The 24,773-nt window shown below is 73.5% G+C and carries 22 protein-coding genes and 1 riboswitch; of the genes, 14 read left to right on the top strand and 8 right to left on the bottom strand.

Annotated elements, in window-relative coordinates:
- Positions 1-124 precede the first annotated feature (124 nt).
- A complete protein-coding gene (locus QP090_RS08645) occupies positions 125-901 on the top strand; it encodes a Mut7-C RNAse domain-containing protein (RefSeq protein WP_285938020.1) in 777 nt (258 codons plus the stop codon).
- Between the two features lie 24 nt (positions 902-925).
- On the top strand, positions 926-1,348 hold the full coding sequence (locus QP090_RS08640) for a (deoxy)nucleoside triphosphate pyrophosphohydrolase (protein WP_285938019.1): 423 nt from the start codon (positions 926-928) through the stop codon (positions 1,346-1,348).
- Here the strand turns inward: QP090_RS08640 and QP090_RS08635 are convergent.
- Positions 1,345-2,325: a LysR family transcriptional regulator gene (locus QP090_RS08635; protein WP_285938018.1), complete on the bottom strand. Its 981-nt coding sequence runs from the start codon at positions 2,323-2,325 to the stop codon at positions 1,345-1,347. The genes QP090_RS08640 and QP090_RS08635 overlap by 4 nt on opposite strands.
- A gap of 104 nt (positions 2,326-2,429) precedes the next feature.
- On the opposite strand from QP090_RS08635, the gene QP090_RS08630 reads away from it, so the two are divergent.
- Complete coding sequence (locus QP090_RS08630; protein WP_285938017.1) at positions 2,430-3,635, top strand: MFS transporter; 1,206 nt, start codon at positions 2,430-2,432, stop codon at positions 3,633-3,635.
- Here QP090_RS08630 and QP090_RS08625 read toward each other — a convergent pair whose 3' ends face one another.
- Positions 3,636-4,646, bottom strand: coding sequence for a C40 family peptidase (locus QP090_RS08625; RefSeq protein WP_285938016.1), 1,011 nt, complete (start codon positions 4,644-4,646; stop codon positions 3,636-3,638).
- A gap of 46 nt (positions 4,647-4,692) precedes the next feature.
- Positions 4,693-4,825, bottom strand: a riboswitch (cyclic di-AMP (ydaO/yuaA leader).
- Between the two features lie 190 nt (positions 4,826-5,015).
- Between QP090_RS08625 and typA the strand changes: the two genes are divergently transcribed.
- The gene (typA, locus tag QP090_RS08620) at positions 5,016-6,869 is read left to right on the top strand and encodes a translational GTPase TypA (protein WP_285938015.1); all 1,854 of its coding nucleotides are present in this window, start codon (positions 5,016-5,018) and stop codon (positions 6,867-6,869) included.
- Between the two features lie 188 nt (positions 6,870-7,057).
- On the opposite strand, the gene QP090_RS08615 is transcribed toward typA, so the two are convergent.
- Positions 7,058-7,450 (bottom strand): FHA domain-containing protein, encoded by a 393-nt coding sequence (locus tag QP090_RS08615; RefSeq protein ID WP_285938014.1) that lies wholly within the window; start codon positions 7,448-7,450, stop codon positions 7,058-7,060.
- A gap of 39 nt (positions 7,451-7,489) precedes the next feature.
- On the opposite strand from QP090_RS08615, the gene QP090_RS08610 reads away from it, so the two are divergent.
- Positions 7,490-8,206 (top strand): hypothetical protein, encoded by a 717-nt coding sequence (locus tag QP090_RS08610; protein WP_285938013.1) that lies wholly within the window; start codon positions 7,490-7,492, stop codon positions 8,204-8,206.
- Between the two features lie 74 nt (positions 8,207-8,280).
- On the opposite strand, the gene QP090_RS08605 is transcribed toward QP090_RS08610, so the two are convergent.
- The 5 genes from QP090_RS08605 to QP090_RS08585 form a co-directional block, all read right to left on the bottom strand.
- On the bottom strand, positions 8,281-9,036 hold the full coding sequence (locus QP090_RS08605) for a 4Fe-4S single cluster domain-containing protein (RefSeq protein ID WP_285938012.1): 756 nt from the start codon (positions 9,034-9,036) through the stop codon (positions 8,281-8,283).
- Positions 9,033-10,949, bottom strand: coding sequence for an AAA family ATPase (locus QP090_RS08600; protein ID WP_285938011.1), 1,917 nt, complete (start codon positions 10,947-10,949; stop codon positions 9,033-9,035). The genes QP090_RS08605 and QP090_RS08600 overlap by 4 nt, the downstream gene beginning before the upstream one ends.
- 78 nt (positions 10,950-11,027) lie before the next feature.
- Complete coding sequence (locus tag QP090_RS08595) at positions 11,028-12,197, bottom strand: response regulator receiver protein (RefSeq protein ID WP_285938010.1); 1,170 nt, start codon at positions 12,195-12,197, stop codon at positions 11,028-11,030.
- An 84-nt stretch (positions 12,198-12,281) separates the two neighbouring features.
- Positions 12,282-14,594: a protein kinase domain-containing protein gene (locus QP090_RS08590; protein WP_285938009.1), complete on the bottom strand. Its 2,313-nt coding sequence runs from the start codon at positions 14,592-14,594 to the stop codon at positions 12,282-12,284.
- Between the two features lie 231 nt (positions 14,595-14,825).
- Positions 14,826-15,311 carry a DUF4282 domain-containing protein gene (locus tag QP090_RS08585; protein WP_285938008.1) on the bottom strand — a complete coding sequence of 162 codons (486 nt, stop codon included), beginning with the start codon at positions 15,309-15,311 and terminating at the stop codon, positions 14,826-14,828.
- Positions 15,312-15,683: 372 nt separating this feature from the next.
- Between QP090_RS08585 and QP090_RS08580 the strand changes: the two genes are divergently transcribed.
- From QP090_RS08580 to QP090_RS08540, 9 genes are all read left to right on the top strand, one after another.
- On the top strand, positions 15,684-16,757 hold the full coding sequence (locus QP090_RS08580; RefSeq protein WP_285938007.1) for a hypothetical protein: 1,074 nt from the start codon (positions 15,684-15,686) through the stop codon (positions 16,755-16,757).
- Complete coding sequence (cpaB, locus tag QP090_RS08575) at positions 16,754-17,449, top strand: Flp pilus assembly protein CpaB (RefSeq protein WP_285938006.1); 696 nt, start codon at positions 16,754-16,756, stop codon at positions 17,447-17,449. The genes QP090_RS08580 and cpaB overlap by 4 nt, the downstream gene beginning before the upstream one ends.
- Complete coding sequence (locus tag QP090_RS08570; RefSeq protein WP_285938005.1) at positions 17,446-19,050, top strand: CpaE/TadZ family protein; 1,605 nt, start codon at positions 17,446-17,448, stop codon at positions 19,048-19,050. The genes cpaB and QP090_RS08570 overlap by 4 nt, the downstream gene beginning before the upstream one ends.
- A gap of 82 nt (positions 19,051-19,132) precedes the next feature.
- Positions 19,133-19,501: a TadE/TadG family type IV pilus assembly protein gene (locus QP090_RS08565; RefSeq protein WP_285938004.1), complete on the top strand. Its 369-nt coding sequence runs from the start codon at positions 19,133-19,135 to the stop codon at positions 19,499-19,501.
- A gap of 3 nt (positions 19,502-19,504) precedes the next feature.
- A complete protein-coding gene (locus QP090_RS08560) occupies positions 19,505-20,863 on the top strand; it encodes a TadA family conjugal transfer-associated ATPase (protein WP_285938003.1) in 1,359 nt (452 codons plus the stop codon).
- A 2-nt stretch (positions 20,864-20,865) separates the two neighbouring features.
- Entirely contained in the window at positions 20,866-21,798 is a 933-nt protein-coding gene (locus tag QP090_RS08555; protein ID WP_285938002.1) for a type II secretion system F family protein, read from the top strand.
- Entirely contained in the window at positions 21,798-22,700 is a 903-nt protein-coding gene (locus tag QP090_RS08550; RefSeq protein ID WP_285938001.1) for a type II secretion system F family protein, read from the top strand. The genes QP090_RS08555 and QP090_RS08550 overlap by 1 nt, the downstream gene beginning before the upstream one ends.
- On the top strand, positions 22,684-23,949 hold the full coding sequence (locus tag QP090_RS08545) for a sensor histidine kinase (protein WP_285938000.1): 1,266 nt from the start codon (positions 22,684-22,686) through the stop codon (positions 23,947-23,949). The genes QP090_RS08550 and QP090_RS08545 overlap by 17 nt, the downstream gene beginning before the upstream one ends.
- Entirely contained in the window at positions 23,946-24,704 is a 759-nt protein-coding gene (locus QP090_RS08540) for a response regulator (protein ID WP_285937999.1), read from the top strand. Before QP090_RS08545 ends, QP090_RS08540 begins: the two co-directional genes overlap by 4 nt.
- The last annotated feature ends 69 nt before the right edge of the window (positions 24,705-24,773 follow it).

Genomic DNA, 24,773 nt, shown 5'->3' with positions numbered 1-24,773 from the left:
CGCCCGGCCCAGCATGGCCGGCGCCTCGAACTCGGCGTCGGTCGGTCCGAGCTCGGCGCGGAGCGTCCCAAATCCGGTGAAGTCGCCGGGGGACGCGTGGCAAGCTGAGCCTGTGGAACCCGAGATGAGCATCCGGATCGCCGACGAACTACTGATCTTCCTGCCCGCGAGCCGGCGGGCTCTGGAACAGCGGGTGGCCTGCGACGGGACGTCGACGCTGGGACACCTGGTGGAGGCCCTGGGAGTCCCGCTGCCCGAGGCCGGTCCGATGACGCTCGGGGGCGCCCCGGCTGAGCCGTCCGCCCGGCCCGTGGCCGGTGACGAGGCCCGGGTCGCGGCGGTGCCCCGGCCGCAGCCGGTGCCCCTGGAGCCCGGCGAGGACGCGCCCGCCTTCCTGCTCGACGTGCACCTCGGCACGCTCGCCCGGCGGATGCGGCTGCTCGGCCTCGACACCGCCTACCACAACGACATGGACGACCCCGCGCTGGTCGTCCAGGCGAACGCGGAGCGGCGGGTGCTCCTCACGCAGGACCGGGGCCTGCTGCGCCGCCGCGCGCTGTGGTTCGGCGCGTACGTCCGGGGCTCCCGGCCGGACGACCAGCTCGCCGACCTGCTCGGCCGGTTCGCGCCGGTGCTGCGGCCCTGGACCCGGTGCACCGCCTGCAACGGACGGCTCGTCGCGGTCGACAAGCAGGAGGTCGAACGGGAACTGCGCAGGGGCACCCGCGACAGCTACGACGTGTACGGGCGCTGCGAGGACTGCGGGCAGGTCTACTGGCGCGGGGCGCATGGCGGGCACCTGGAGGAGATCGTCGAGGAGGCGGTCCGCACCGTCGAGGGGATCCGCGCGGCGCAGGGGGCTGCGGAGGCCGTCCCGAACGGCGGCCCCGCCGGGACGTGAACCACCCGGCATGATGTCCGCAGCATGATGGACGACCAGGAGAGGGGACTCGCCATCGACCTCGTTGTGGTGGGCGCGGCGATCATCTCGGACGGGCGGCTGCTGACCGCGCAGCGCGCCGAGCCGCCGCGGATGGCCGGAGGCTGGGAGCTCCCGGGCGGAAAGGTCGACCCGGGGGAGTCGGACGAGGAGGCGCTCGTCCGCGAGTGCGAGGAGGAGCTCGGCGTCAAGGTCCGGCTGGACCGGCAGGTCGGCGGTGACTGGCGGCTGAGCGACACCGCCGTCCTGCGGGTGTGGACGGCCGGGCTGCTGGAGGGCGAACCGCGGGCGCTGGAACACCTCGCGCTCCGCTGGCTGGCCCCCGACGAGCTGTACGACGTCGACTGGCTCCCGGGCGACCGCCCCGTCATCGACGTCCTCGCCGCGGACCTCGGCGCCCCGCGCTAGGAGGCCGCGCCGCGGGGCCGCGCGGGAGTGCGCCCGGTGGGGTTCGGCGCGGTGGGGCCCGGCGCGGCGCGGCGCGGCCCGCTGAGATGCGGCGCGGTGAGGCGCCGCGCGGTGGCCGCGAACCGGGCGGCGAGCGGATGCGCGCCGGACGCGGGAATCGCGATCACCAAGGGGACGGCCGGGGCGTTCTTCAACCGCACGTACCGCACGCCCGGATGCGAGTACCGGCGCACGGACTCGGGCGCCACACCGACACCGTGTCCGGCGGCGATCGCCTCCACCCACTCGTCCACGTTGTCGGCCGTGCAGCGGACCTGGGGGCGCCGCGCCTCCGGCCAGAGGTCCAGACGGGTCGTCCCGGTGAGCGTGTTCACCACCAGCGGCCAGTCGGCGAGCTCCGTCCAATCGAGCACCCGGCGGGCGGAGAGCGGGGAGCCGGTGGCGACGGCGGCCACCCGCCGCTCGTGCAGGAGCGTGGACGTCGCCAGCCCGGGGACGTTCTCGGACGCCTCGCCGCGCAGTACCGCCACGTCGCAGTCCCCGGCGTCGAGTCCGGCGAGCGGGGCGTCACGGCGCACCAGGCGCACGCGCGCGCCCGTTTCCGACTCGAACGCCCGGCTCACCCGCGCCCAGCCGTCCGGGAGCGTCCAGGTGAACCCGAGCCTCAGCAGCGAGCCCGCGCAGGGAGCGCGCAGTGCCTCGTCCAGCCGGGGCAGCAGTCCGGCGAGGTCGTCGCGTAGGCGCCGCCCCTCGGGGGTGAGTTCCACCCGGCGGGTCGTGCGGTCGAACAGCCGGGCGCCGAGCGTCTCCTCCAGCGAGCGGACGGTGCGGGTCAGCGTCGGCTGCCCGATCCGCAGCCGTGCCGCCGCGTGGGTGAAGCCGCCCTCGTCCGCGACCGCCATGAACGCCCGCAGATGCCGCAGCTCGACCCCCGCGACCCCGTCGAAGGGGGCGGGCGCGCCGCCGAAGTGATCCATGCTTCCGCAGCATAAATGCCGCGCCCGGAACATTTCTCTTCGCCCGGTCCCGCTGCCTACGCTCCGGCTGATCTTCGTTTCCGCAGGTCGTGACTGGAGGGACCGTGCGCAAGATACTCGTGCTGGCCCTGGGGGCCTTCGCCCTCGGGCTGGACGCCTACGTGATGGCCGGGCTGCTGCCGGTCATCGCGGGCGACACCGGCTCGACCGTGCCGGTCGTGGCGCAGATGGTGACGGCGTTCACCCTCGCCTACGCGATCGCCGCGCCGCTGAGCGCGGCGGCGCTCGCCGGAGCCGGGACCCGCACCGTGCTGGTGCTGTCGCTCGCCGTCTTCACCGTGGCGAACGGGATGACCGCCGTCGCCACCGGGCTCCCGCTGCTGATCGTCTCCAGGGTGATCGCGGGCGCCGGGGCGGGGCTGTACTCGTCCCAGGCGAGCACCGCGGCGGCGGCGCTGGCCGCGCCGGGCCGCCAGGGCCGCGCGCTCGCCACGATCATGGGCGGGATGAGCGCCGGCACCGTGCTCGGGGTGCCGCTCGGCGTGCTGCTGGCCGAGCACGCGGGCTGGCGGGCCACGCTGTGGCTGATCACGGCGCTGGGCGCGGCGGTCCTGGCGGCGATGGCCTGGCTCCCGCCCGTCCCGGCCGGCGCGGTGGCGAGCGCGCGGGAGCGGCTCACCGTGCTGGTCGACCGGAGGATCGCGCCGGTGGCCGGGGTCTCCTTCCTGGCCGCGGTCGCGAGCCTGGGGCTCTACACCTACCTCGCCCCGGTGCTCGCCGACGCGGGCGGTGTGCGCGACGTGGCCCCCTACCTGTGGGCGTGGGGGATCGGCGGCGTCGTCGGGAGCGTCGCGGTGGGGCCGATAGTGGACAGAATCGGACGGGTGCGAGGGCTCATGGTCGTGATAATCGGGGGGCTGGCCCTCTCCCAGGCGTTGCTGCCCCTGTTCGCGCACATGGCCGCCCCGCTGGCGGTCCTGCCCCTCGTCGTGTGGGGCATGGTCGGCTGGGCGACGCAGGTCCCACAGCAGCAGCGGCTGCTGGAACTCGGCGGCGAGAGGCGCGGCGGTGTCGCCGTCGCGATGAACAATTCGGCCCTCTATCTGGGCAGCGCGGCGGGCTCGGCCCTCGGTGGTGTCGCCATGTCGGCGGGCCTGACGGCCGGGGCGCTGCCTTGGGCGGCGGCAGCGGTCGCGGCGCTCGGGCTGCTGCTCCAGGTGTTCGGGGTCCGGGACCGGCCGGCGGCGGCGACAGGGACGGCGACGGCCCCCCACCTGGGGCGGGAGGCCGTCGCGGAAGAGCGGAACTGATCAGGAGATGCGGTTGGCGCCCGCGAAGTCGGACCGGTCCGACAGGTTGGAGATCTTCACGACATCGCCGGTCTGCGGGGCGTGCAGGTACTTGCCGCCGCCGAGGTAGATGCCCATGTGGTGAAGGTCACTGCCGAAGTAGACCAGGTCGCCCGAGCGCATCGAGCCGCGGTCGACCTTCTGGCCCATCCCGAACAGGTCGCCGGTGTAGTGCGGCAGGCCCGGCTTGCCGACCTTGCCGTACGCCCAGATGACCAGGCCCGAGCAGTCGAACGTCGTCGGCCCCGCGGCCGCCCAGACGTACGGGCTGCCGAGCTTGGTGAGCGCGACGCGGGTCATCTTGGCGGGCAGCCCGGAGCCCTTCACCGTGGCGCTCAGCCCCGTCTTGGGGTCCTTGATGTGGGTGGTGGTCAGCTTGTCGAGCTGCTTGAGCACCTGGCCGACCTTGGTCTTGGCGGCCTGCCGCGCGGTCTTGGCCTCGGCGGTGGCCCGCTCGACCTGGGCGGCCTGGGCGGCGGCGGCCTTGGCCGCCTTGTTGGCCCGGTCGATCTGGCCCTGGAGCCCGGCGACGGACGCCGCCCGGCTCTGCGCCAGGTAGGCGGTGTCGGTCAGCCCGCTGGAGTCGTCGCCGCCACCGCCCGCGCCGAACATCGGGTCGGCGCCGCCGTTCATGTAGCTGGCGGCGGCCAGGCTGCCGAGCCGCTGGCGGGCCGGCGCCGCCTGCGCCTCCAGGCCGGCGGCGGTCTTGGCGGTGGCCTGCGCGGCCTTCGTCGCCTTGCCCAGCTCGACGCGGGTTTTGTTGAACTTCTCGGTGAGCTTCTCGGCCTCGGTGTTCAGCGCGTTCAGCCGCTTGCGCAGCTCGCCCTCGCTGGGCTTGCCCGCGGGGGAGGGGGCCGGGGCCGGCGCGGCCTGTGGGGCCGCGGCCTGCGGCGCGGCGGGCTGGGCGGCGTGCGCGGTGACGGGGGCCGCGGTGCCGAGGACGACCGCGATCACGGTCGCCGCGGTGGCCACGGGGGTGACGCGTCGTCGTCGATGGGGGTCCGGAACCAAGCCGGGGTTCTCCTCTCCTTCGTCGCCTACCGGGTTAGCTGACGGGTTCGGGCCAGGAGCCGCCCTACGACTCGCGTCGATTCACCCCAGGGGTTGGGTCCCCGGTTCCCCTCGCGGAGGGGACTCGGCGGTCCGGCCGCGGCCCCGGGGGCGGGACCTCGAACGGTCGGATCTGGTGGAGACTACAAAGGATGGGCAAAGAGGGCCAAATAAGCCCCTTCGGGGCCGTCCGGACGGCCGGCCGTCCGGGGTGCGGCGCGCGGCGAAGTAGAATGGTCTATAGCCGCGCGTCTGCGGCGACCTCCGAACTCTCACGCAAGGCGAATCCGCATGCCTACTTCCACGCGCGACGATCTCCGGAACGTCGCGATCGTCGCCCACGTCGACCACGGTAAGACGACGCTGGTCGACGCCATGCTCTGGCAGTCCGGTGCCTTCCGCGAGAACCAGGACGTCAACGACCGCGTCATGGACTCCAACGACCTGGAGCGCGAGAAGGGGATCACGATCCTCGCCAAGAACACCGCGGTCCGGCACAACGGGATGACGATCAACATCATCGACACCCCGGGCCACGCCGACTTCGGCGGCGAGGTCGAGCGCGGCCTGTCCATGGTCGACGGCGTCGTGCTGCTGGTGGACGCCAGCGAGGGGCCCCTCCCGCAGACCCGGTTCGTGCTCCGCAAGGCCCTGGAGGCGCGGCTCCCGGTCATCCTGGTCGTCAACAAGACCGACCGGCCCGACGCCCGCATCACCGAGGTCGTCGACGAGACCTACGAGCTGTTCATGGACCTCGACGCCGAAGAGGACCAGATCGACTTCCCGATCGTCTACGCCTCGGGCCGGGCCGGCCGCGCGTCGCTGACCAAGCCGGGCGACGGCGAGATGCCGGACGCCGAGGACCTGGAGCCGCTGTTCCAGGTCATCACCGAGACCATCCCGGCGCCGTCCTACGACCCCGACCACACGCTCCAGGCGCACGTCACCAATCTGGACGCCTCCAGCTACCTCGGCCGGATCGCGCTGTGCCGGGTGCACGCCGGCGTGATCAAGAAGGGCCAGCAGGTCGCCTGGTGCCGGCACGACGGCAGCGTCGAGAAGGTGAAGATCACCGAGCTGCTGATGACCGAGGCGCTGGAGCGCAAGCCCGCCGACGAGGCGGGCCCCGGCGACATCATCGCGATCGCCGGCATCCCGGACATCATGATCGGTGACACCATCGCCGACCCCGACGACCCGCGCCCGCTGCCGTTCATCACGGTGGACGAGCCTGCGATCTCGATGACCATCGGCACCAACACCAGCCCGATGGCCGGCCGCGAGAAGGGCACCAAGGTCACCGCGCGGATGGTCCGGGACCGGCTCGACCGCGAGCTGATCGGCAACGTGTCGATCAAGGTGCTGCCGACCGAGCGTCCCGACACCTGGGAGGTGCAGGGCCGCGGCGAGCTGGCGCTGGCCATCCTGGTCGAGAACATGCGCCGCGAGGGCTACGAGCTGACCGTCGGCAAGCCGCAGGTGGTCGCCCGCGAGATCGACGGCAAGAAGCACGAGCCGGTCGAGCGCCTCACCGTCGACATCCCCGAGGAGTACCTCGGCGCGATGACGCAGCTCATGGCGGTCCGCAAGGGCCGGATGGAGCACATGACCAACCACGGCACCGGCTGGGTGCGGATGGAGTTCCTGGTCCCCGCCCGCGGGCTGATCGGGTTCCGCACCGAGTTCATGACCGACACCCGCGGCACCGGCATGGCGCACCACGTGTTCGAGGCGTACGAGCCCTGGTTCGGCGAGCTGCGCACCCGCCCGTCCGGCTCCCTGGTCGCCGACCGGTCCGGCGTCGCGACCGCGTTCGCGATCACCAACCTCCAGGAGCGCGGCACCTTCTTCGTCGGCCCGACCACCGAGGTGTACGAGGGCATGATCGTCGGGGAGAACTCCCGCTCCGACGACATGGACGTCAACATCACCAAGGAGAAGAAGCTCACCAACATGCGCTCCTCCACCGGCGACGAGCTGGAGCGGCTCACCCCGCCCCGCAACCTGTCGCTGGAAGAGGCGCTGGAGTTCTGCCGCGAGGACGAGTGCGTCGAGACCACCCCGACCGCCGTCCGCATCCGCAAGGTCGTGCTGGACGCCAAGGACCGCGAGCGCACCCGCGCCCGGACCAAGCGCGCCGGCTGACACCGGCCGACACCGGCTGACACCGCCCGTGCGCGCCGGCGCGCACGGGCGTGCCGGGCGGGGCGCGTACCGCCCGCGCGAGCACGTCGGCCGTGCGCGGGCGGGAACGCAGACGGGAAAGCAGACGACGGCGGCCCGGGGATCAGATCCCCGGGCCGCCGTCGTTTCGCGTCTGGCGGTGCCTGGCGCTAGTTGAGCTGCACGGTGCCGGTCACGTCGGCGGCCAGCCGGAGCTGGTCGCCGTCGCGCAGGGGCGCCTCCACGCCGCGGGGGAGGCGCTCGCCGTTGACGAACGTCCCGTTGGTGGACCCCTCGTCGCGGACCCACGCGGTGCCCGACGGGTCGAGCCAGACCGTCGAGTGCCGCCGCGAGACGTTGTCGTACTGGGTGAACGTGGCTGCCACCGGCGACTGCCCGGCGTCGCGGCCCAGCACCAGGTGCTGCCCGATCGAGATCTTCAGCTCGCCCGAGGGGAACATCACCCGCAGCACCGGCGTGCCCTGCTGCGGCAGCGGGCGCAGGCAGGAGTCGCACTGCGCGGCGGCGGGATTGCTCAGCACCGCCTCGCAGTACGGGCACATGAACGCGGTGCTGTCACTCGCCGGCGGACGCTGCTGGCCGTGCTGGCCCTGCTGGTCCGGTGGGAGCAGCGGCGCCTGTCCGTGCTGCGGCTGCGGCATCGGCGGGCGCTGGTCGTGCTGCTGAGGCGGCGGGAACTGGTGGTCGCCGGGCCCCGGGGGCACCTGATAGTGCTCAGGAGCGTGCTGCTGGTGCGGTGCCTGCTGCTGCGGGGGCGGCGGTGCGCCCCACTGGTCGGCCGGTGCCTGCTGGTGCGGTGCCTGCTGCGGCGGAGCGCCCCACTGGTCGGTGGGAGCCTGCTGCTGTGGCGGCGGCGCCTGCTGTTGTGGCGGCGGAGCGCCCCACTGGCTGTCGGGAGCCTGCTGCTGGTGCGGCGCCTGCTGGTGCGGCGCCTGCTGCTGCGGAGGCGGCGGCGGAGCCCCCCATTGGTCGGCCGGTGCCTGCTGCTGGCCGCTGTGCTGCTGGGGAGGCGGCCCCCACGACTCAGGACCCTGCTGCTGGGGTTGCTGTGGCTGGCCCCACGGGTCCGAGGACGGACCGGGCGGTGCCTGGTGCTGCGGCGGTGCCTGCTGGTGGGGCGCCTGCTGGTGTGGGGCCTGCTGGTGAGGGGCATGGTGCTGCGGCGGCGGGTACTGGGGCGCCTGCTGGTAGGGCTGTCCCTGCTGCGGGGGACCGCCGTGCTGCGGGCCCGGCGGCGGGGGGATCCGCGGCGGCTGCTGCTCGTCGTACCCGCCCGGGCGGCGCGCGCCGCCCCCTGAACGCGCCAGGTTGGCACCGCAGCTCAGGCACAGCAGATCGCCTGGCTGGACGGGCTCGTCACAGACAGGACAGTTCATGGTCGCCATGACACATCCCCCGAGCGCACCCCGGCGCGTTCGAGCGTCGATGAGAGGTGATCCATGTCACCCCTTCGCGGGATCCCGATGTAGTACACCCGCCTTCCCTCCGGCCCCTCGTCCACGGACACCTGTACTCGGGGCCCTGCGTCTTCCTCAGTCTCCACGATGCCGGCCGGTGCCGCGTACCGTTCGTCCCCGAGCGGGGACAGCGGAACGACGCGCTGGTTGGCCGACCCCCTCCAGAGTAGGGAGTCGTCCGGGGGGCGCCGTCCCTCCGGATTCAGCCGGTCGACGTACGGCCCCGTGATGACGGCGTCGCACATGCCAAGGATCTCGCGCGTGATACCGGAACGCGAGAGCCGTGTGTAGACATATCCGCTGTAGACGAGAATGTCCAACGGAATCGTCTCACGCTGCCGGGCGTCCCGCCACGCGCGGATCCCTCTGAGCAGCGCCGCCAGCGCCTCCGGCTGCTGGAACGGCTCGCCCCCGGAGATGGTGACCCCGTCCACCGGGCCGGGCAGGGACGCCAGCCATCCGAGCACCGCCTCCACCGGCACGGATCTGCCCGGATCGGCCTCCCAGGTGTCCCTCGAGAGGCAGCCGGGGCAGTGCAGCGTGCACCCCTGCGTCCAGATCCCGGCGCGGGTCCCGGGGCCCAGCGTGGTGACCGGGTAGTGCGCCTTGGCGAGCAGCAGCGAGGCGCCGCCCGGGGACGTTTCGGCGACGGGTGCTGCGGGATCGGTCACTGGAGGTCCACGTGGACGATGCCGCCCTCGCGCCGGACGGCCGACACCGTCACCCGCTCGTCCGGGACGAGCTCGCGGTCGAACAGCGCGCGCGCCAGCGGGTTGACGAAGTGGGACTCCAGGGCCATCCCGATGCCCCGCCCGCCCTTGTCGAGCTCGGCGGTGCACCAGTCGCGCAGCGTTTGCAGCGCCTCGCCCTTGACCGCCAGGATCAGCCGGTGCTCGTCGGTGACGCGGCGGCAGATGTTCGCGAACTGGAGGTCGAAGATCTTGTCGGCCGCGGCGCCGCCGATGAAGTCGAACACCACGATGTTGTCGCCGAACCGGTTGAGCAGCTCGGGCCGGTTGAGCACCTCGGTGAAGTGGTCGGCGACCGACCCCTTGATCCGCTGCTCGATCTCCTCGTAGGTCATCCCCGGGGTGATGTTCCGCACGCGCGCGGCCGGGCCGGTAGGGCCGTCGTCGCGGGCGGTGATGTCGTGGCCGCGCACGTACATCCCCAGGTTCGAGGTGAAGATCAGGATCGCCTCGGAGAAGTGCACGGTGTTGCCGCGCCCGTCGGTGAGCCGGCCGTCCTCCAGGATCTGGAGGAACTTGTCCAGGATCCGCGGATGCGCCTTCTCGATCTCGTCGAAGAGGATCACCCGGAACGGGTCGGCGCGGACCGCGTTGGTCAGCTCGCCGCCCGCCTCGTGCCCGACGTACCCGGGCGGCGAACCGATCAGCCGGTCGCCCGAGCCCTCGGCGGAGAACTCGCTCATGTCGAAGCGCAGGTACGCCGACTCGTCCCCGAAGACCAGCTCGGTGATCGCCTTGGCCAGCTCGGTCTTGCCGGTGCCGGTCGGCCCGGCGAAGAACAGCACGCCGCGCGGCCGGCTCCCGGACCGGGTGGCCTGCGCGCCGGACAGCCCGAGCACCGCGCGCTTGAGGATGTCGAGCGTCTTGGTGACCGCCTGCGGCTGCCCGATCACCCGCTCGGGGACCTTCTTCTCGCCCTCCAGGACGCGGCGGCGCAGGTGCCCGCGGCTCCACGGGTTGTCGAGCACGCCCAGCTTGTAGGTGCGCACCGCGTCCGGCAGGTCGGCCAGGCTGACGTTGCGCTCCTTGGCCAGCCGGGTCACCTCGATCATCGACTGGAGGGTGAGGCCGTCGGCCTGCTCGGCGAACGCGTCGCACGCCTCCGCGGCGGCGTCGTCGGCGCCCGCGTCGCTCACCCCGAACGCGCGGGCCAGCAGCCGCGCGGTCTCCTGCCGGTCGCCGAGATGCGGGCGCGGGATGGTGATCTCGCGGATGTTCTCGTTGTCGTTGGTCAGCCACGGCGGCAGGTCGCCGGGCCGCTCCACCAGCCACATGACCGGGTTGTAGAGCGGCTTGGGCCGCGCGCCCACCACCCGCACCGGCCGGGCGGTGCGCGACAGCTTCGCGCAGAACCGGAAGAAGTCGCGCTCGGCCGGTTCCAGGTCCGTCGGCGTGCGGGCGATGCGGGACGCCGAGTCGATCACGAACGCGGCGCGCACGTTCTCCTGCGGGCGGGCCACCGCGGCCAGGTGCCGGGTCAGCGCCTCCAGGGACGGCTTCTCGTCGGCCTTCACCTTGCCGAGCAGCTGCTCGGCCGCCCGCGCCGCCTCGTCGCCGATCTCGTCGCCGGGCTCGGGATGGATCTGGAGGCCGTCCACCGGGTCGTACACCACCATGCAGGAGCTCCCGCTGGACCGCAGCGACTCCCACAGCAGATCGCGCAGCGGCAGCAGCCGGGCCGGGCCGCCGACCTGCGCTGGCGGGGCGAGGAAACTGTCGTACAGGTTGCCCGACAGGACGTACTGGGAGTGCACCGACAGGGTCGCGTCGAGCTCCCGGATGAACGGCGGCCAGCCGGGCAGCCGGCCCCCGAGGGTCGGTGAATCAATGCTCATCGGGCTTGCTCCGCTCGCGGCTCACGTGCTCAACTCCGCTCTGGTCCCGCACCGGCCCCCGCTCTGCGGCCCGCGCGTTCACTTCTCACGTTCCCGTCGGTGCTCGCGCCGTCCGGATCGGGCCCCAGTCTGCCGCGCCCCGGGGGAGACCGGGAGCTCGCGCACCCCGGGGTCGAGCCGCCACGTGACGCCGGAGCGGATCCCCGCGCCGGCCAGCCGGGCGCGGGCGGCCTCGAAGGCGTCGCACCACTCGCGCTCGCGCTCGGCGTCGACGCGCCGGTCGTCCTCGCTCTCGGCCGGACGCTCCCGCACCATCGCCGCCCGCACCTGGCTCGCGTCGTCCACCCGCATCTTGACGCTGTGGTCGGGCCAGGCGCCCTTGGTGAGCACGACGGCGCCGTCGTCGGCGGTCAGCGTCTCGAACCCGGCGTCGACCTCGTACCCCATCTCCTCGAAGGCGGAGGTGATGGAGCCGAGCACGTACCGGCGTTCGGCCTCGGCCTGCTCGGCGGCCTCCCGCTCTTGGGCGCGCCGGCGGTCTTCGGCGCGCTGCTCCTCGGTGCGCCGGTTGGCCTCCTGGATGCGCAGCCGCACCTCGGTGATCGCCGTCTCGGCCTCCTCCGCGGTGCCGACACCGGTGAGCAGCGCCGCGGCGTCCGCCACCGCGCGCCGCTCGTCCTCGGGCGCGTCGGGAAGGAGCCGCGCCAACACCCGTTCGAGCTTCTTCCGGGCCTCGGCGGGGCCGGCGGCAGAGCGCTCGGCGCGGTGTTCCGCGTGGAGGGGCGACGGGGACGCCCCTTGGCCGATGTCGGCGCGCAGGCCCTCCGCAGGGGCCGTGAAGACACGGGCGGACACCTGGGCGGCGAGGTGCTCCGACAGCCGCCGCTCGGACTCGTCCAGGGCCGCGTCGGTCGCGGCGCACCAGTCGGTCAGTTCGTCGGGCGCCTGGTCTGCGAGGACCAGCGGAGAGGGCAACGCGACCGCGTTCTCCGCGTGCACCTTCTCCCTCGTGCCCGCCAGGGCGGCGATGCGCGCGTTGCGCTCGACCACCTCGCGCAGCGCCCGTTCGTAGGTCTCGGCCTCTGCCAGTGCGGCGGAACGCGCCTCGGCCCGCTCCGCCGCCAGGGCGGCGAGGACTTCCGCGCCCCGTCCGGCCAGCCCGGCGGTACCGCCCAGCACCCGGTTCATACCGAGCGTGAGGACCACCGCCGCGTCCAGCGCGATGTCGGCCTCGACACCGGTGCTCATGGTCTCCTCCCCAGGCGGACGGGCCGGACCCGCCGCCGTGCCTTGGTGCGTGCTGTTCCATCACCCGTCACAGCGGGCCGTCCATCACGCTACGGCCTTTCGTCCGGCGTCCGCGTGGACCTGCCGCCAGCGGTGCAGCCGCACTCCGGCGGCGACGGCGTGCGCTAGGGGACCGGCCACCAGCAGGAGCATCCACAGAAGGATCCGCACCGTGCTGAGCAGGATCGTCAGGAAACCGATGAGCAGCAGCATCACGACGACGATGGCCACCGGCACCGCACAGCCGCGCCGTCCCGTCCGCTCGGCCGCCGAGGACATGGTCCGCGAGGCCGTGGACAGACCGCGGCTGCTCACACCGAAGAGCTTGGACAGCCCCGCCCACGGCCCGTGCGGAAGGTAGTCGGCCCCCTGCACGCGCGCGAGCACCACCTCGCTGCCGCACTGCACCGCCCACGCGGCGAACGAGCACACCATGAACAGCCCGGTGGGATCCTGCGCGGTGCGCGAGTTCTGCGTCGTCCCGTTGAGCAACGTGCCGAAGACCCAGCCGCCCAGCAGCCAGAACGCCAGCAGCGGGAGCGACCAGGCGACGGCGCGGACGACGGCGCCGCCCCGTCCGGCCAGGCGGCGCTCCTCCCGTTCGGCCCACTGCGCGCGCAGCGACTCCGAGCGCTGTTCGGCGGCGCGGACGTCACGCGTCCGGGCCTCCACCTCCAGTACGGCCTCGGGCGCGGCCCGCGTCACGGCGAGCAGCCGCATCGGATCGTCGCCCGCACCGTCCGCCAGCCACTCGAACCACGGCACCCGCTCCGCGACCGAGGCGCGGGCCCGCGCAGCCGCGTCCGCGAGCGCCCGCCGCGTCTCGGCCGGACGCGCGGCGAGCGCCAGCAGCGTGAGCAGGACGACCGGCGGGTCGTCGGCGGGCACCGGCGCCCGTCCACCCGCCACCCGGGAGTCGCCCCCACCCGATCCCGCCCGGCGCGGCCACGTGCCGTCCGGGGGCTCACCGGCCGCGCGGACGGCGGGACCGCCGGGACCCGACCCCGCGTCCGGGAGGCGGGCCGCGAGGCCGGGAGGCGTCGACTCGTGGCCGCGCAGCCAGCCCGCCAGGTCGTTCCACGCCCCGACGTGCGCCCGCCACTGATCGTCGACCCGGGCCAGCTCCCGGCCGCCGTCGAACCCCGCCAGGATCCGCAGCAGGCTCTGCTCCCACAGCTCGCGGCCGAGCAGGCACGCGGTGCGGTGATCGGGATGCGCGGCGTCGCCCGCCAGCGCGGCCAGGCCGGGCAGGTCCCCGGCGGTGACCCGGCGGCCGAGGAAGTGCGGCGGCAGCGCCGGATCCAGCCACCGCACCAGATGCAGCAGCTTCACGTCCGGCGCCAGCCCCGTGGTGAGGTAGCCGTCGACCAGGCCGATCCGGCTGTCGTCGGGGACCGCCGCCAGCCAGTCGCGCAGGCTGCGCCACGCCTCGCCGGCCTCGCCGCGTCCGAAGAAGTACAGCGCCGCGTAGTCCCACTCTCCGACCAGCGCACGCGCGAGCTCGCCGCGGTCGTCGTAGCGGCGCCCGTTGAACGGCAGCCCCGTCCCCGGCAGGAGCGGCGCGGCCGGCGCCTCCTCGGGAACTGCGGGCGACGCCCCGTCGAGCCACTCCGCGACCTGCGCGCCCGTCCAGCGGCGGCGCGGATCGCGCGCGAGCAGCCCCCGGCACAGCAGCCGCAACCGCGGATCGGGCACGTCGTCGGCGCTGACCGGCCGCGTCGCCAGGTGGTCGACGACCGCGGTCTCGCTCAGCCCGAGGAACGGCGCCCGCCCGGTCAGCAGCTCCCGGACGATGATGCCCAGCGACCACCAGTCGCGCGCGGGCGAGACCTGCCCGGACAGCGACTCCGGCGCCGCGTACGCGAGCGTCCGCGACGACGAGGCGAACACCATGCTCTGGTCGACGGCCTTGCTCAACCCGAAGTCGGCGATCGCCAGCCGCAGCGGATCGGCCCCGAGCACCAGCACGTTCTCCGGCTTGAGGTCGCGGTGCACGACCCCCGTCCCGTGCAGCGCCGACAGTCCCCGCGCGAGCTGCGCCACGATCTCGGCGACCGCCTCCACCGGCAGCGGCCCCGCCATCAGCGCCCGCAGGCTCCCGTCCGGCGCGTAGGCGGTGACCTCGTAGTCACGGCCGTCGGCGTGCCCGGTCTCTAGGATCCGCAGCACGTGCGGCGAGTCGAGCGCGGGCAGCTTCGCCCACACCTCGCGGTCGGCGTGGTAGCCGCGGCGGAACACCTTCACCACGTACTCGCCACCGAGCGCGTCCCGGACGAGCAGCAGATCCGACTCGGCGCCCTGCACCGGCAGCTCGGCCACCGCCTCGTAGCGCTCGGCCAGCACCGCGGGCAGCCGCATCAGCGGACCCCCCGGCACCTGCCCCGGCACGTCCCGCCGGGTCGTCCCGCCTGAGGGCGGCGCACCCTGCGGAGGCCGCGGCGGCGGGACGCGCGGATCGCGCCGCGTCACACCCGGATCGCGCCGCGTCTCCCGCGGGGGGACGCCGTCTCCCGGCCCTGGCTCCTCGAAGTCGGCCACCTGCGCTGCCCCGTCTGTGTCGCGTGACTCCCGGCGAGCCTAACGCCACCTCTAGATCTTGTCCTTGATGATCCGGAGGTACTCGACCCCCTTGAACCGCACCACCACCGCCTCCATCAGGATCCGGACCAGCAGCAGTTCGAAGAGCCAGACCAGCGGCGACGCGACCACCATCAGGATGCCCCAGGCCCAGAAGTCGTCCTGGGCGGCGATCCAGAGCCCGATGCAGAAGAAGACCAGGCATTGAAAGCTGACCAGCAGCATCGAAAGGATGTACCAGAGCTTGATGAGCTTCGGCGTCACCATGTAGTTGAAGTTGGCGTCGAACAGTGCCCCGACGAGCCCCTTATCGGTGCGCTCCGGCGGGGCCCATTCGGGTTGCTGCGGTTGCTGGTACTGCGGGGGAGGAGCGGGGCTTTGGGGGCGGGGGCCTGGGACGGAGGCCGGGTGGGGTGGGGGAGGCGGGCCGTAGGGTCCGCCCGGTCCGCCGGGACCCGGCGGGCGCTGTGGCTGACCGGGGGCCGGTGGGTTCGTCATCGCCGTCTCCTGGTGCTTGGGGACCGTCCGCTGGAAGGGCAATAAGCGACTCTAGAACGGTTCCCCCGTGGGACGCGGGAACGCCTCTACGGTGGTTCGGGCCTTTGGTGCAGGACCCTGCCGCTGGCCCATGGGCGGGACGGGCGGTCGCGGTGGGCTAGACCCGGGCGCGGTTGGGCCGCCCAGAGGGCTCACCGGGGGTCGGAGGGGGAAACACCGGCACGGCTGACCTGGGCCTATGTCGACGGTAGGTCCTGGGGCCCAGTCGAATCCGCAAGGGTTTGGGTTCTTGGGCCCTAGGGACGACCTGGCCCGGGTTGGCACAGTCGGGCACATGGGGACACGGAGCAGACCGAGAGCCCGGGGGAGAGGGTGACGGCCGTCGTCGTGCTCGCCGACATTCCGAGCACCGGGTTCCTCACCGGGCAGGAGGCGGAGCGGATCGCCCCACCGGCCGCCCGGGAGCCCCTGGACGACGCCGTCGAGCGCCTGTGCCGGCTGTCCGAGACGAACGAGGCCGTGCTGGTGCTCCGTCCGGCCTGGCTGGACGGTCTCGGCGCGAAGGCCGTGCGGATGGCCCGGTTGGCGCTCTCGACCGACCGCATCGCCGGGATCTCTCTGAACCTGCCGCCCTTGGCGCTGTCCCTGATCGGCGACCAGCTCACCTTCGTCGCCCCCTACATCGCGCCCGGGAAGCTGGCGGCCCTGGCGGGACGGCTGGGCCAGGAGATCCATTCGGGGGCCTGGCTCCGGAGCGTCGCGGGGCTGGAGCACATCCCGACGGGGCTCGGCCAGCATGTGGCGTCGTACGTTCCGGGGGGAGGGTTCCTCGTGTCGGCCTCGCCCCACCAGGAGGTGCGGCGGCTGGTCAAGAACGGGCCCGTGCCCCCGGCGGCCTTCCGTCCCGCCGACCCGGTGCACATCCTGGCCGCGCGCGAGGGCGCCGACGGCGAGTGGTTCAACGAGCGGTTCGTCCCAGCCGCGGCTGCCGCGACGGTCACGTTCGTGGACGCGCAGCCGCTCGGCAGGAAGTTCTGGGGAAGCGGCAAGTACGTGGAGTTCGTCGTCCTCAGCGGGCATCCCAAGGCGATGCCGCGGGCGGTGGCCGCGACCCGGTGCGAACCCTGCGCGTGGTGCGGTGAGCCGAGCGGGCCCGCCGGATGCCCCTTCTGCGGAACGTGTCCGCCGCCCGGGCCGGGCGGCGTCCCCCAGGAGCAGGCGGTGGGCATCGTGCAGGACGCGGGTCGGCCCGCGCCCGCTTCCGGCGGGGTCGTGCAGATGGCGCGGGACGAGAGGGCCGCCACGATGTCGCTCGTGACGGGGCCCGCCGCCGAGTCCAAGCTCGACCGGCCGCGGGCCGTCGGGCCCCAGATCGCCGGGTCTCGTGTGGGCGGGGCCGGGACGCACGCAGAGTCGCCGTCCGAGGCGAGGAGTGGAGTGTCATGAACCCGCGACAGCGGCGGGGGGTGCTGCTGATGACCGTCGCGGTCGTCGGCGCGGCGGCCGTCTTCGTGATGGTGCTCGGATACGTCAACCAGGTCCGCTCCGAGGTGGGACGGATGACGGGCGTCCTCCAGCTCCAGTCCGAGGTCGAGCCGTTCCAGCCGATCCAGGACGGGATGCTGCGGCGGGTGCAGGTGCCGGAGAAGTACCTGCCCGCCACGTTCATCGCCGATCCGGCCGAGATCCAGGGCAAGGTCGCCGCGTCCGTGCTCCCCAAGGGCGCCTACCTCCAGCAGGGCATGCTGTCGGACGCGCCCGACCTCAAGCCCGGCCAGCGCGAGATCGCGATCACGATCGACGCGGAGACCGGTGTGGCGGGCAAGGTGTACCCGGGCGCGATCGTGGACGTCTACGCGACGTTCAGCGGCGGCAACAGCGCGTCCTGCGCGGTCCGGGTGCTCAACCGGGTGCAGATCATCGACGTGGGGCAGCTCCGCACCGAGCAGGGCAAGGAGGCCGGCGGCGGCGGCGCCACGGTCGTCCCGGTGACGTTCGCGCTGGATCCGGACGCGACGCTCAGCCTGACCTACGCCGAGAGCTTCGCCGGGAAGGTGCGGCTGGCGCTGGTCGGCGGGCAGAGCGACGCGAAACCGCCAACCAACCAGCTCTGCAAGACGCCCAAGGCCGCGCGATGAGCTTCGAGATCTTCATCGGCGCCGCGGACCACGAGCTCGTCACCGGCCTGCGGACCCAGGTCGAGGAGCTCCCCGACGTCCGGATCGCGGGCGTGGAGACGACCTCGGCGGCGCTGATCGGCCTGGTCGCGGGCGAGCCGCAGCTGGACGCGGTGCTGATCGACGAGCGGCTCGGGCCGCTGCCGGCCCGGGACCTGATCCGCGAGCTGGCCCTCGCCCGCCCGCACCTGGCCGTGGTCATGATCGCGGAGACCGCGAGCGCCGACGTGCTGGCGCTGGCGATGGAGGTCGGCGCGCGGGGTGTGCTGTCGCGGCGGCCGTCGCTGGAGGAGCTGCGGTCCCGGATCGCCTCGGCCGCGCAGTGGACCCGCAGCATGCGTCCCTCGCCGGACGGCCCGCCGGGTGCGGCGCTGTCGTCCCGCCGCGGCGAGATCCTCGCGGTGAGCGGCGGCAAGGGCGGGACGGGGACGACGACGCTCGCGGTCCATCTGGCGCTCTCGGCGGTCGGCCCCGGCCGGTCGGTCTGCCTGGTCGACCTGGACCTCCAGGCCGGGGACGTCCCGGCCTACCTGGACCTGGCGCACCGGCGCAGCATCGCCGACCTCGCCGAGGCCGCGGGCGACATCGGCGGCTCGATGCTCGCCGAGACGCTCTACGTCCACCCGGCCGGGCCGCACATCCTGCTCGCGCCCGCCGACGGCGAGCGGGCCGACGACGTGACCGGGCAGACCGCGCGGCTGGTCCTCGGCGCGCTGCGGGCCCGCTACGACCTGGTGGTGGTCGACTGCGGGACGCTGATGACCGCCGCGAGCATCACCGGGGTCGAGCTGGCCGACCGGGTGCTGGTGACCGTGACCCCCGACCTGCCCGCGCTGCGCGGCGCCAAGCGGCTGGCCGGGCTGTGGGAGCGGCTGGACGTCCGCAACCCCGAGGACGTGACCGCGGTGCTGGTGCGGCACAGCCGCAAGAACGAGATCCAGCCGGACCTGGCCCGCAAGATCCTCGGGATCCCGCTGTCGGACGTCACCGTCCCGGCGGCGTTCCGGGCGCTGGAGGAGGCCGCGAACACCGGGGCGCCGGGCGCGGTGACCGACGGCGGTTTCCGGCGCGCCGTCCAGCGGCTCGCGGCGGACGCGGCCCCGGCGGTGAAGGAGACCGCGCCGGCGGGCGGCGGCGGCCGGTTCCCGAAGGGCGGGCTGTTCGCCCGCGGCGACGGCGCGCGGGACGGGGGGTTCGTCGAGTTCACCGGGATGCTGCCGCTGATCGGCATGGTCCTGGTCGCGGTCTGGGAGATCTTCGTGCTCGGGATGAGCGCGACCTACGCCTCGCACGGCGCCAATGAGGGCGCCCGCACGGCGGCGGTCAGCGGCGACCGGGCGCGGATCGAGAAGGACTCGCTGGGCCGGATGACCGGCATGTGGGGCGACGCGAAGCACGCCAAGGTGCACTACACGACCAACCCGAAGAACCCCGACTACGGCTACGTCCGCGTCGAGATCAAGGCGCCGCTGCTGTTCCCCGGGGTCTTCCTGCCCTGGACGATCGGCTCCCGCTCCAAAATCATTTCTGAGCGGGACGTGCCGGTGGGAGTCCCGGCATGAACCGGCCGGCGCGGCCCGGCACGCGGCTCGGCGCACGCCCGGGCGCCTGGGCGCCCGGTCGCACGCGCGGCCGGAGGTTCGGGTGAAAGCGCGGCCGGACCTGCGGCGGGACGCGGGGGCCGCGGCCATGGAGTTCATGGCGACGATGCCGTTCGTCATGCTGGTCATCTGCATGTGCTTCGAGGCGATCGTGGCGTTCATGGTCGTCGAGCGGGTCGAGAACGCCGCCCGCGCGGGCGCGCGGGTGGCGAGCATGCGCGGGTCGACCGACGCGGGACGGGCGGCGGCCGGCGAGGCGATGCCGGGCTGGGTCAACGACGAGTCCGTGCAGGCCGGCTGGTCCAGGGGCGGCGGGATCCAGGTGACCGTCCGGGCCCAGGTGCCGCTGCTGTGGAAGGGGATCCCCGTTGACTTCGGTGTCACGCGCCGCGTCGAGATGCCGGTGGGCTGACCGATGGGACTGAAGGACAGGCGGGCCGGCGAGCCCGTCCCCGCGCCGGGCGCCGACCGGGGCGTGTCGTACTGGCGGCAGCGGCTGCTGGCCGAGATCAACCTGGACGACCTGGCTGTGCTGGACCTGCCGCAGCGGCGGGCCCGGCTGGAGAAGGTCATCGGGCACATCATCGGCCGCGAGGGCCCCGTGCTGTCGACCCGGGAGCGGATCGACCTGATCCGCCGGGTGGTCGACGAGGCGCTCGGGCTCGGCGTGCTCGAGCCGCTGCTCGCCGATCCGTCCGTCACCGAGATCATGGTGAACGGTCCCGGCAGCGTCTACGTCGAGCGCGACGGGCGGCTCCAGCGGGTCGGGGTCACGTTCGCGACCGAGGATCAGCTCTACCAGACCATCGACCGGATCGTGTCGCGGGTGAACCGGCGGGTGGACGAGTCGACCCCGATGGTCGACGCCCGGCTGCCCACCGGCGAGCGGGTGAACGTCATCATCCCGCCGCTGTCGCTGGTCGGCCCGGTGCTGACGATCCGCCGCTTCCCGCGCGCCTACCGGCTGGAGGACCTGGTCGGGATGGGCGCGCTGGACGGGCCCACCGCCGAGCTGCTCGGCGCGTTCGTCCGGGCCCGCTTCAACCTGGTGATCACCGGTGGTACCGGCACCGGGAAGACGACCCTGCTGAACGCGCTGTCGCAGTTCATCCCGTCCCGGGAGCGCATCGTCACGATCGAGGACTCCGCGGAGCTCCAGCTCATGCAGGAGCACGTGATCTCGCTGGAGTCCCGGCCGTCCAACATCGAGGGCGCCGGCGCGGTGACCATCCGCGATCTGGTCCGCAACGCGCTGCGGATGCGCCCGGACCGGATCGTGGTCGGCGAGGTCCGCGGCGCCGAGACCCTCGACATGCTCCAGGCGATGAACACCGGCCACGAGGGGTCGATGGTGACCGTGCACGCCAACAGCCCCGACGACGCGGTGTACCGGCTGGAGACGCTCGCCAGCATGAGCGAGGTCAACATCGCGTTCGAGGCGATCCGCGACCAGATCAACAACGCCGTCGACGCGGTGGTGCAGCTCGGCCGCGGCGAGGACGGGTCGCGCCGCGTCGTGGAGATCGCCGTGGTCGTGTCCACCCGCCGCGAGCGGTTCCGGCTGAAGCCGCTGGTCCGGTTCGAGGCCGATCCCCTCGGCGCCGACCGGGTGGTGCGGGGCCGCTGGCTGTCGGCGGCGCTGCCCGCCAAGGTCGCGTCCCGGGTGATCGCGGCGGGCCAGGCGATCCCCGCGGGCGTCCAGGTCGCCGCGGACGACGGCGCCGGACGCGAGAACGCGATGGACGAGTTCACCCCGGTCCGGGAGGTGTCCTGACGATGGCGGTCCCCTATCCGGTGATCCTGTGCGTCCTCGCGGTCGTGCTCGGCTTCGCCGTCTTCGGGCTCCGCGACATTGTGGGCGGCGCCGACCAGCGGCGCCGGCTGTCGGCCCGCGGCACCCTCGGCGGGGTGGTGGACGGCGGCCACGGCCTGCACGACCGGCTGGACGCCCGGCTGCGCCGCACCGCGGTCGGACGCCGGGTGGCCCGGCAGTTGAGCACGGCCGGCGTGCCGGTGCGGGTGTCGACGTTCGTCATCGGCCTCGTCCTGGCGGTGCTGCTCGCGATCCTGGTGATGAGCTGGGTCTTCGCGCCGCTGTTCGGGTTCATCTCGGCGGGCCTGGTGGTGGTCGGCTTCTTCGGCTACCTGCGCCGGGAGGAGGGGCGCCGCCGCGAGGAGTTCATCGCGCAGCTCCCCGAGCTGACCCGGGTGCTGACCAACGCGACGGCGGCCGGGCTGGTCATCCGCACCGCGATCGAGATGGCGGCCGAGGAGCTGGAGGAGCCCGCCCGGACCGAGCTGACCCGCACCGCCGAGGCGCTGCGGGTGGGCCAGCCGCTGGACGAGGCGCTGCGCGAGCTGTCGGACCGGATGCCGTCCAGGGAGCTGGCGGTGCTGGTCAGCACGCTGGTGGTCGCGTCCCGCTCGGGCGGTTCGCTGGTCACCGCGCTGCGCAATATCGTCGACGCGCTGGAGCAGCGCAAGGAGACCAGACGCGAGGTGCGGACCATCGTCGGCGGTTCGGTCGTGTCGGCCTACTCGGTGGTCGGGATGGGGTTGGTGTCGATGTTCGGGATGAACTTCGTCGAACCCGGGGTGCTCGGCCGGATGGCCTCCAGCCTGCTCGGCCAGGTGCTGCTCATCGTGGCGTTCCTGCTCCTCACGGTGGGCGTGGTGCTGACCCGCATGCTCAGCCGGATCGAGCCCTGATGCCCGGCTCACCGCTGTTCATGGCGGCGCTGGCGGCGCTGTGCGTGCTGGCCCTGATCTGGGGCTGGAACCTGGTGACCGGGGACCGGCCCGTGACGATGGACGCCGTCAAGAACCCGCGCCGGACGTCGCCGGGCGGCGTGCCGGCGCGGCTGTCGGCCGCGGCCGAGCGGGTGGGGACGCCGATGGCGCCCTACCTGCTCCGGGCGATGGGCGGCGCGCTGCGCGAGGGCGTCCGCCGGCGGATCGAGCTCGCCGGGCGTCCGGGCGGCCTGACCGTCGAGCGGTACGCGCGGCAGCTCGCCGGCAACGTGGTGATCTTCGGGGGTGTGGGGCTGTTCATGCTGCTCAGCGGGCAGGGCCTGCTGGGGGTGGCCCTGATCGTCGTCGGCTGTCTACAGTTGGACGTCACCCTCTGGGGACAGGGGCGGACGCGGCAGGAGCAGATTCAGCGGACGCTGCCCGACTTCCTCGACGTTCTCGCCGTGACCGTATCGGCGGGCCTCAGCTTCCGGCACGCGCTCGAGCGGGTGGTGGAGAGCATGCCGGGGCCGCTGGCGGAGGAGATGCGGGTGACGTTGCGGCAGATGGAGATCGGCACGCCGAGGCGCGAGGCGTTCGAGGACCTGCGGCGCCGCAATGACTGCGACCCGCTGTCGAGCTTCGTGACCGCGATCCTCCAGGCCGAGGAGCTCGGCGCGTCGCTGGTGCAGGCGCTGGCCGACATCAGCATCGACATGCGCAGGGAGTCGGCGCAGTTCGCCCGCAGGCGGGCGCAGCGAGTGGAGCCCCGGCTCACCCTCGTCACCGCGTTCGTCATCATGCCGGCCGTCCTCATCCTGCTGGTGGGGGCGCTGGCCTTCGGATCCGCCAAGGAACTGAGCAATGTCTTCGGCGGCTGAGCGCGGGCCCGCCCCGCCGGACGGGGCGGAGGCGCCGGGCGAGGCCGACCTCACCCTGTGGTCCCGGGTCGGCATCACCTTCCGCATGCTGATGCAGTTCCGGGTCTTCCTGGTCGCGATGACGACCGTGCTGATCCCGCACGACCGGGTGACACCCGCGCTGCTGTTCCTGCTCGCGGTCGTCGGCGTCCTGTCGTGGCTGGTGGCGCACGCGTGGGAGAGGTTCCTGCCGCGCGTGGCCCGGCATCCGGTGCTGCTCTGCCTGGACGCGTTCGTCGCCTACGCGGTGCTCGCGCTCGGCGGGGTCTCCGGCCCGTTCTTCCTCTTCACCGTGATCACCTCCGCGGTGGCGGGCGTGCTGTACGAGTGGCGGGCGCTGCTGTGCGTGTGCGCCCTCCAGATGTCGCTGTTCTTCATGGCGGCGGCGCGGACCGACCCGCCGCCCGGCGCCGAGACGATGATCGGGCTGCCGATCTTCTATCCGTTCGCCGTCTGCGCGGGCGTCGGGCTGTACCGCCTGTTCGAGCAGTACGCGGTGGCGATCGAGGCGCGGCACCGGGCCGAGACCAGGGTCGCCGCGGCCGAGGAGCGGGCCCGGCTGGCCCGGGAGATGCACGATTCGCTCGCCAAGACCCTGCACGGGATCGGGCTGACCGCGACCGCGCTGCCCGTCGTGCTGCGCAAGTCGCCGCAGCGCGCCGAACAGCAGGCGGAGGCGATCGCGTCCGCGGTGCGGGTCGCCGGGCAGGAGGCCCGCGCGCTGATCGCCGACCTCCGCGACGACCCCGGCGACCGGCCGTTCGGCGTGGTCGTCGCGCAGATCGCGGACGCGTGGGGGCGGGCGACGGGCGTGCCGGTCCGGACCGAGCTGCCGGACGGCGATGTCGAGCCGCCGCCGAACGCGCGGCACGAGGTGGTGGCGATCCTCAAGGAGGCGCTGGAGAACGTGGCCAGACACGCGGAGGCCGCCCAGGTCGAGGTGTGGATCGGCATGGAAGGAGACCTGATGACGTTGGCGGTGCGGGACGACGGGCACGGATCGGGCTCGCTCGGGGCGACCACCGAGCGGCTGGAGGCGCTGGCGGATGCGGGGCACTACGGGGTCGTCGGCATGACCGAGCGCGCGCGCCGCGCCGGCGGGGACCTGGCGGTGTCGTCGTTCCCGGGACGGGGCACGACGGTCATGGTCTCGGTGCCTCTGGGCGGCGGCGCGCCGGGCGGCGGCCTCCGCCGGGCGGCGGGCGCATGACCGCCTCCGCCGACCGGGCCGTCCTGCGGGTGATGGTGGTGGACGACAACCCGGTCGTCCGCGCGGGGCTGGTGGCCCTGCTGGAGATCGATGACGGCATCGAGGTGGCGGGCGAGGCCGCCGACGGGCGCCGGGCGGTCGACCTGGCCGGCCGGCTCCGCCCCGACCTGGTCCTGCTGGACGTCCGGATGCCGCTGGTCGACGGGGTGGAGGCGGCCCGGCTGCTCAGCGGGTTCACCCAGGTGCTGATGCTCTCCTACACCGACGACCCGGTGGTGATCAGGTCGGCGATCCGCAACGGCGCGGTCGGGTACCTGATCCACGGCTCGTTCGCCGGGGAGGACCTCGCCGGCGCGGTCCGGGACGCGGTGTCGGGCGCGTCCAGCCCGCTGTCGCCGGCCGCGAGCCGCGCGGTGGTCTCGGCCATCCACGACTCGGTCGAGGAGCCGGGCGACCCGCGCCGGGAGCAGGACTCGCTCGGGCTCTCGGCCCGGGAGACCGACGTCATGGACCTGATCGCCCAGGGCCACTCCAATGGCGACATCGCCCGCCTGCTGGTGCTTTCAGAGAAGACCGTGAAGAACCATGTGAACCGCATCTACGCGAAACTCGGCGTGCAGAACAGGGCCGCCGCGGTGGCGCACTGGCTCGGCACCGCGGGCAATATTCCGGAGCGGTCGGCGGCGGCGTCGCGGGGCCGCTGGAAGGGACTCTCCGGGGGCTCCATGAGGGACCTGCGGAGACGCCATGGCTAGGTCCCGAGGTTGGGCCCGGAAGTGGGTCCTGGGACTCTGGGGACTTTTTCCCATCTTTTCTACTCTGAG

It is taken from the genome of Actinomadura xylanilytica, assembly GCF_030283145.1.
Lineage (GTDB): Bacteria > Actinomycetota > Actinomycetes > Streptosporangiales > Streptosporangiaceae > Spirillospora > Spirillospora xylanilytica.
This window is presented reverse-complemented; position numbering and strand designations above follow the sequence as displayed.

What these genes read in the sequence shown, in the direction of transcription:
- cpaB (WP_285938006.1), top strand. Translation starts at nt 16,754, where the DNA reads ATGAACCCGCGACAGCGGCGGGGGGTGCTGCTGATGACCGTCGCGGTC.
- QP090_RS08545 (WP_285938000.1), top strand. Translation starts at nt 22,684, where the DNA reads ATGTCTTCGGCGGCTGAGCGCGGGCCCGCCCCGCCGGACGGGGCGGAG.
- QP090_RS08615 (WP_285938014.1), bottom strand. Translation starts at nt 7,450, where the DNA reads ATGTGCCCGTACTGCGAGGCGGTGCTGAGCAATCCCGCCGCCGCGCAG.
- QP090_RS08640 (WP_285938019.1), top strand. Translation starts at nt 926, where the DNA reads ATGATGGACGACCAGGAGAGGGGACTCGCCATCGACCTCGTTGTGGTG.
- QP090_RS08590 (WP_285938009.1), bottom strand. Translation starts at nt 14,594, where the DNA reads ATGCGGCTGCCCGCGGTGCTGGCCGAGCGCTACGAGGCGGTGGCCGAG.
- QP090_RS08555 (WP_285938002.1), top strand. Translation starts at nt 20,866, where the DNA reads ATGGCGGTCCCCTATCCGGTGATCCTGTGCGTCCTCGCGGTCGTGCTC.
- QP090_RS08570 (WP_285938005.1), top strand. Translation starts at nt 17,446, where the DNA reads ATGAGCTTCGAGATCTTCATCGGCGCCGCGGACCACGAGCTCGTCACC.
- QP090_RS08595 (WP_285938010.1), bottom strand. Translation starts at nt 12,197, where the DNA reads ATGAGCACCGGTGTCGAGGCCGACATCGCGCTGGACGCGGCGGTGGTC.
- QP090_RS08635 (WP_285938018.1), bottom strand. Translation starts at nt 2,325, where the DNA reads ATGGATCACTTCGGCGGCGCGCCCGCCCCCTTCGACGGGGTCGCGGGG.
- QP090_RS08560 (WP_285938003.1), top strand. Translation starts at nt 19,505, where the DNA reads ATGGGACTGAAGGACAGGCGGGCCGGCGAGCCCGTCCCCGCGCCGGGC.
- QP090_RS08645 (WP_285938020.1), top strand. Translation starts at nt 125, where the DNA reads ATGAGCATCCGGATCGCCGACGAACTACTGATCTTCCTGCCCGCGAGC.
- QP090_RS08540 (WP_285937999.1), top strand. Translation starts at nt 23,946, where the DNA reads ATGACCGCCTCCGCCGACCGGGCCGTCCTGCGGGTGATGGTGGTGGAC.
- typA (WP_285938015.1), top strand. Translation starts at nt 5,016, where the DNA reads ATGCCTACTTCCACGCGCGACGATCTCCGGAACGTCGCGATCGTCGCC.
- QP090_RS08600 (WP_285938011.1), bottom strand. Translation starts at nt 10,949, where the DNA reads ATGAGCATTGATTCACCGACCCTCGGGGGCCGGCTGCCCGGCTGGCCG.
- QP090_RS08585 (WP_285938008.1), bottom strand. Translation starts at nt 15,311, where the DNA reads ATGACGAACCCACCGGCCCCCGGTCAGCCACAGCGCCCGCCGGGTCCC.
- QP090_RS08550 (WP_285938001.1), top strand. Translation starts at nt 21,798, where the DNA reads ATGCCCGGCTCACCGCTGTTCATGGCGGCGCTGGCGGCGCTGTGCGTG.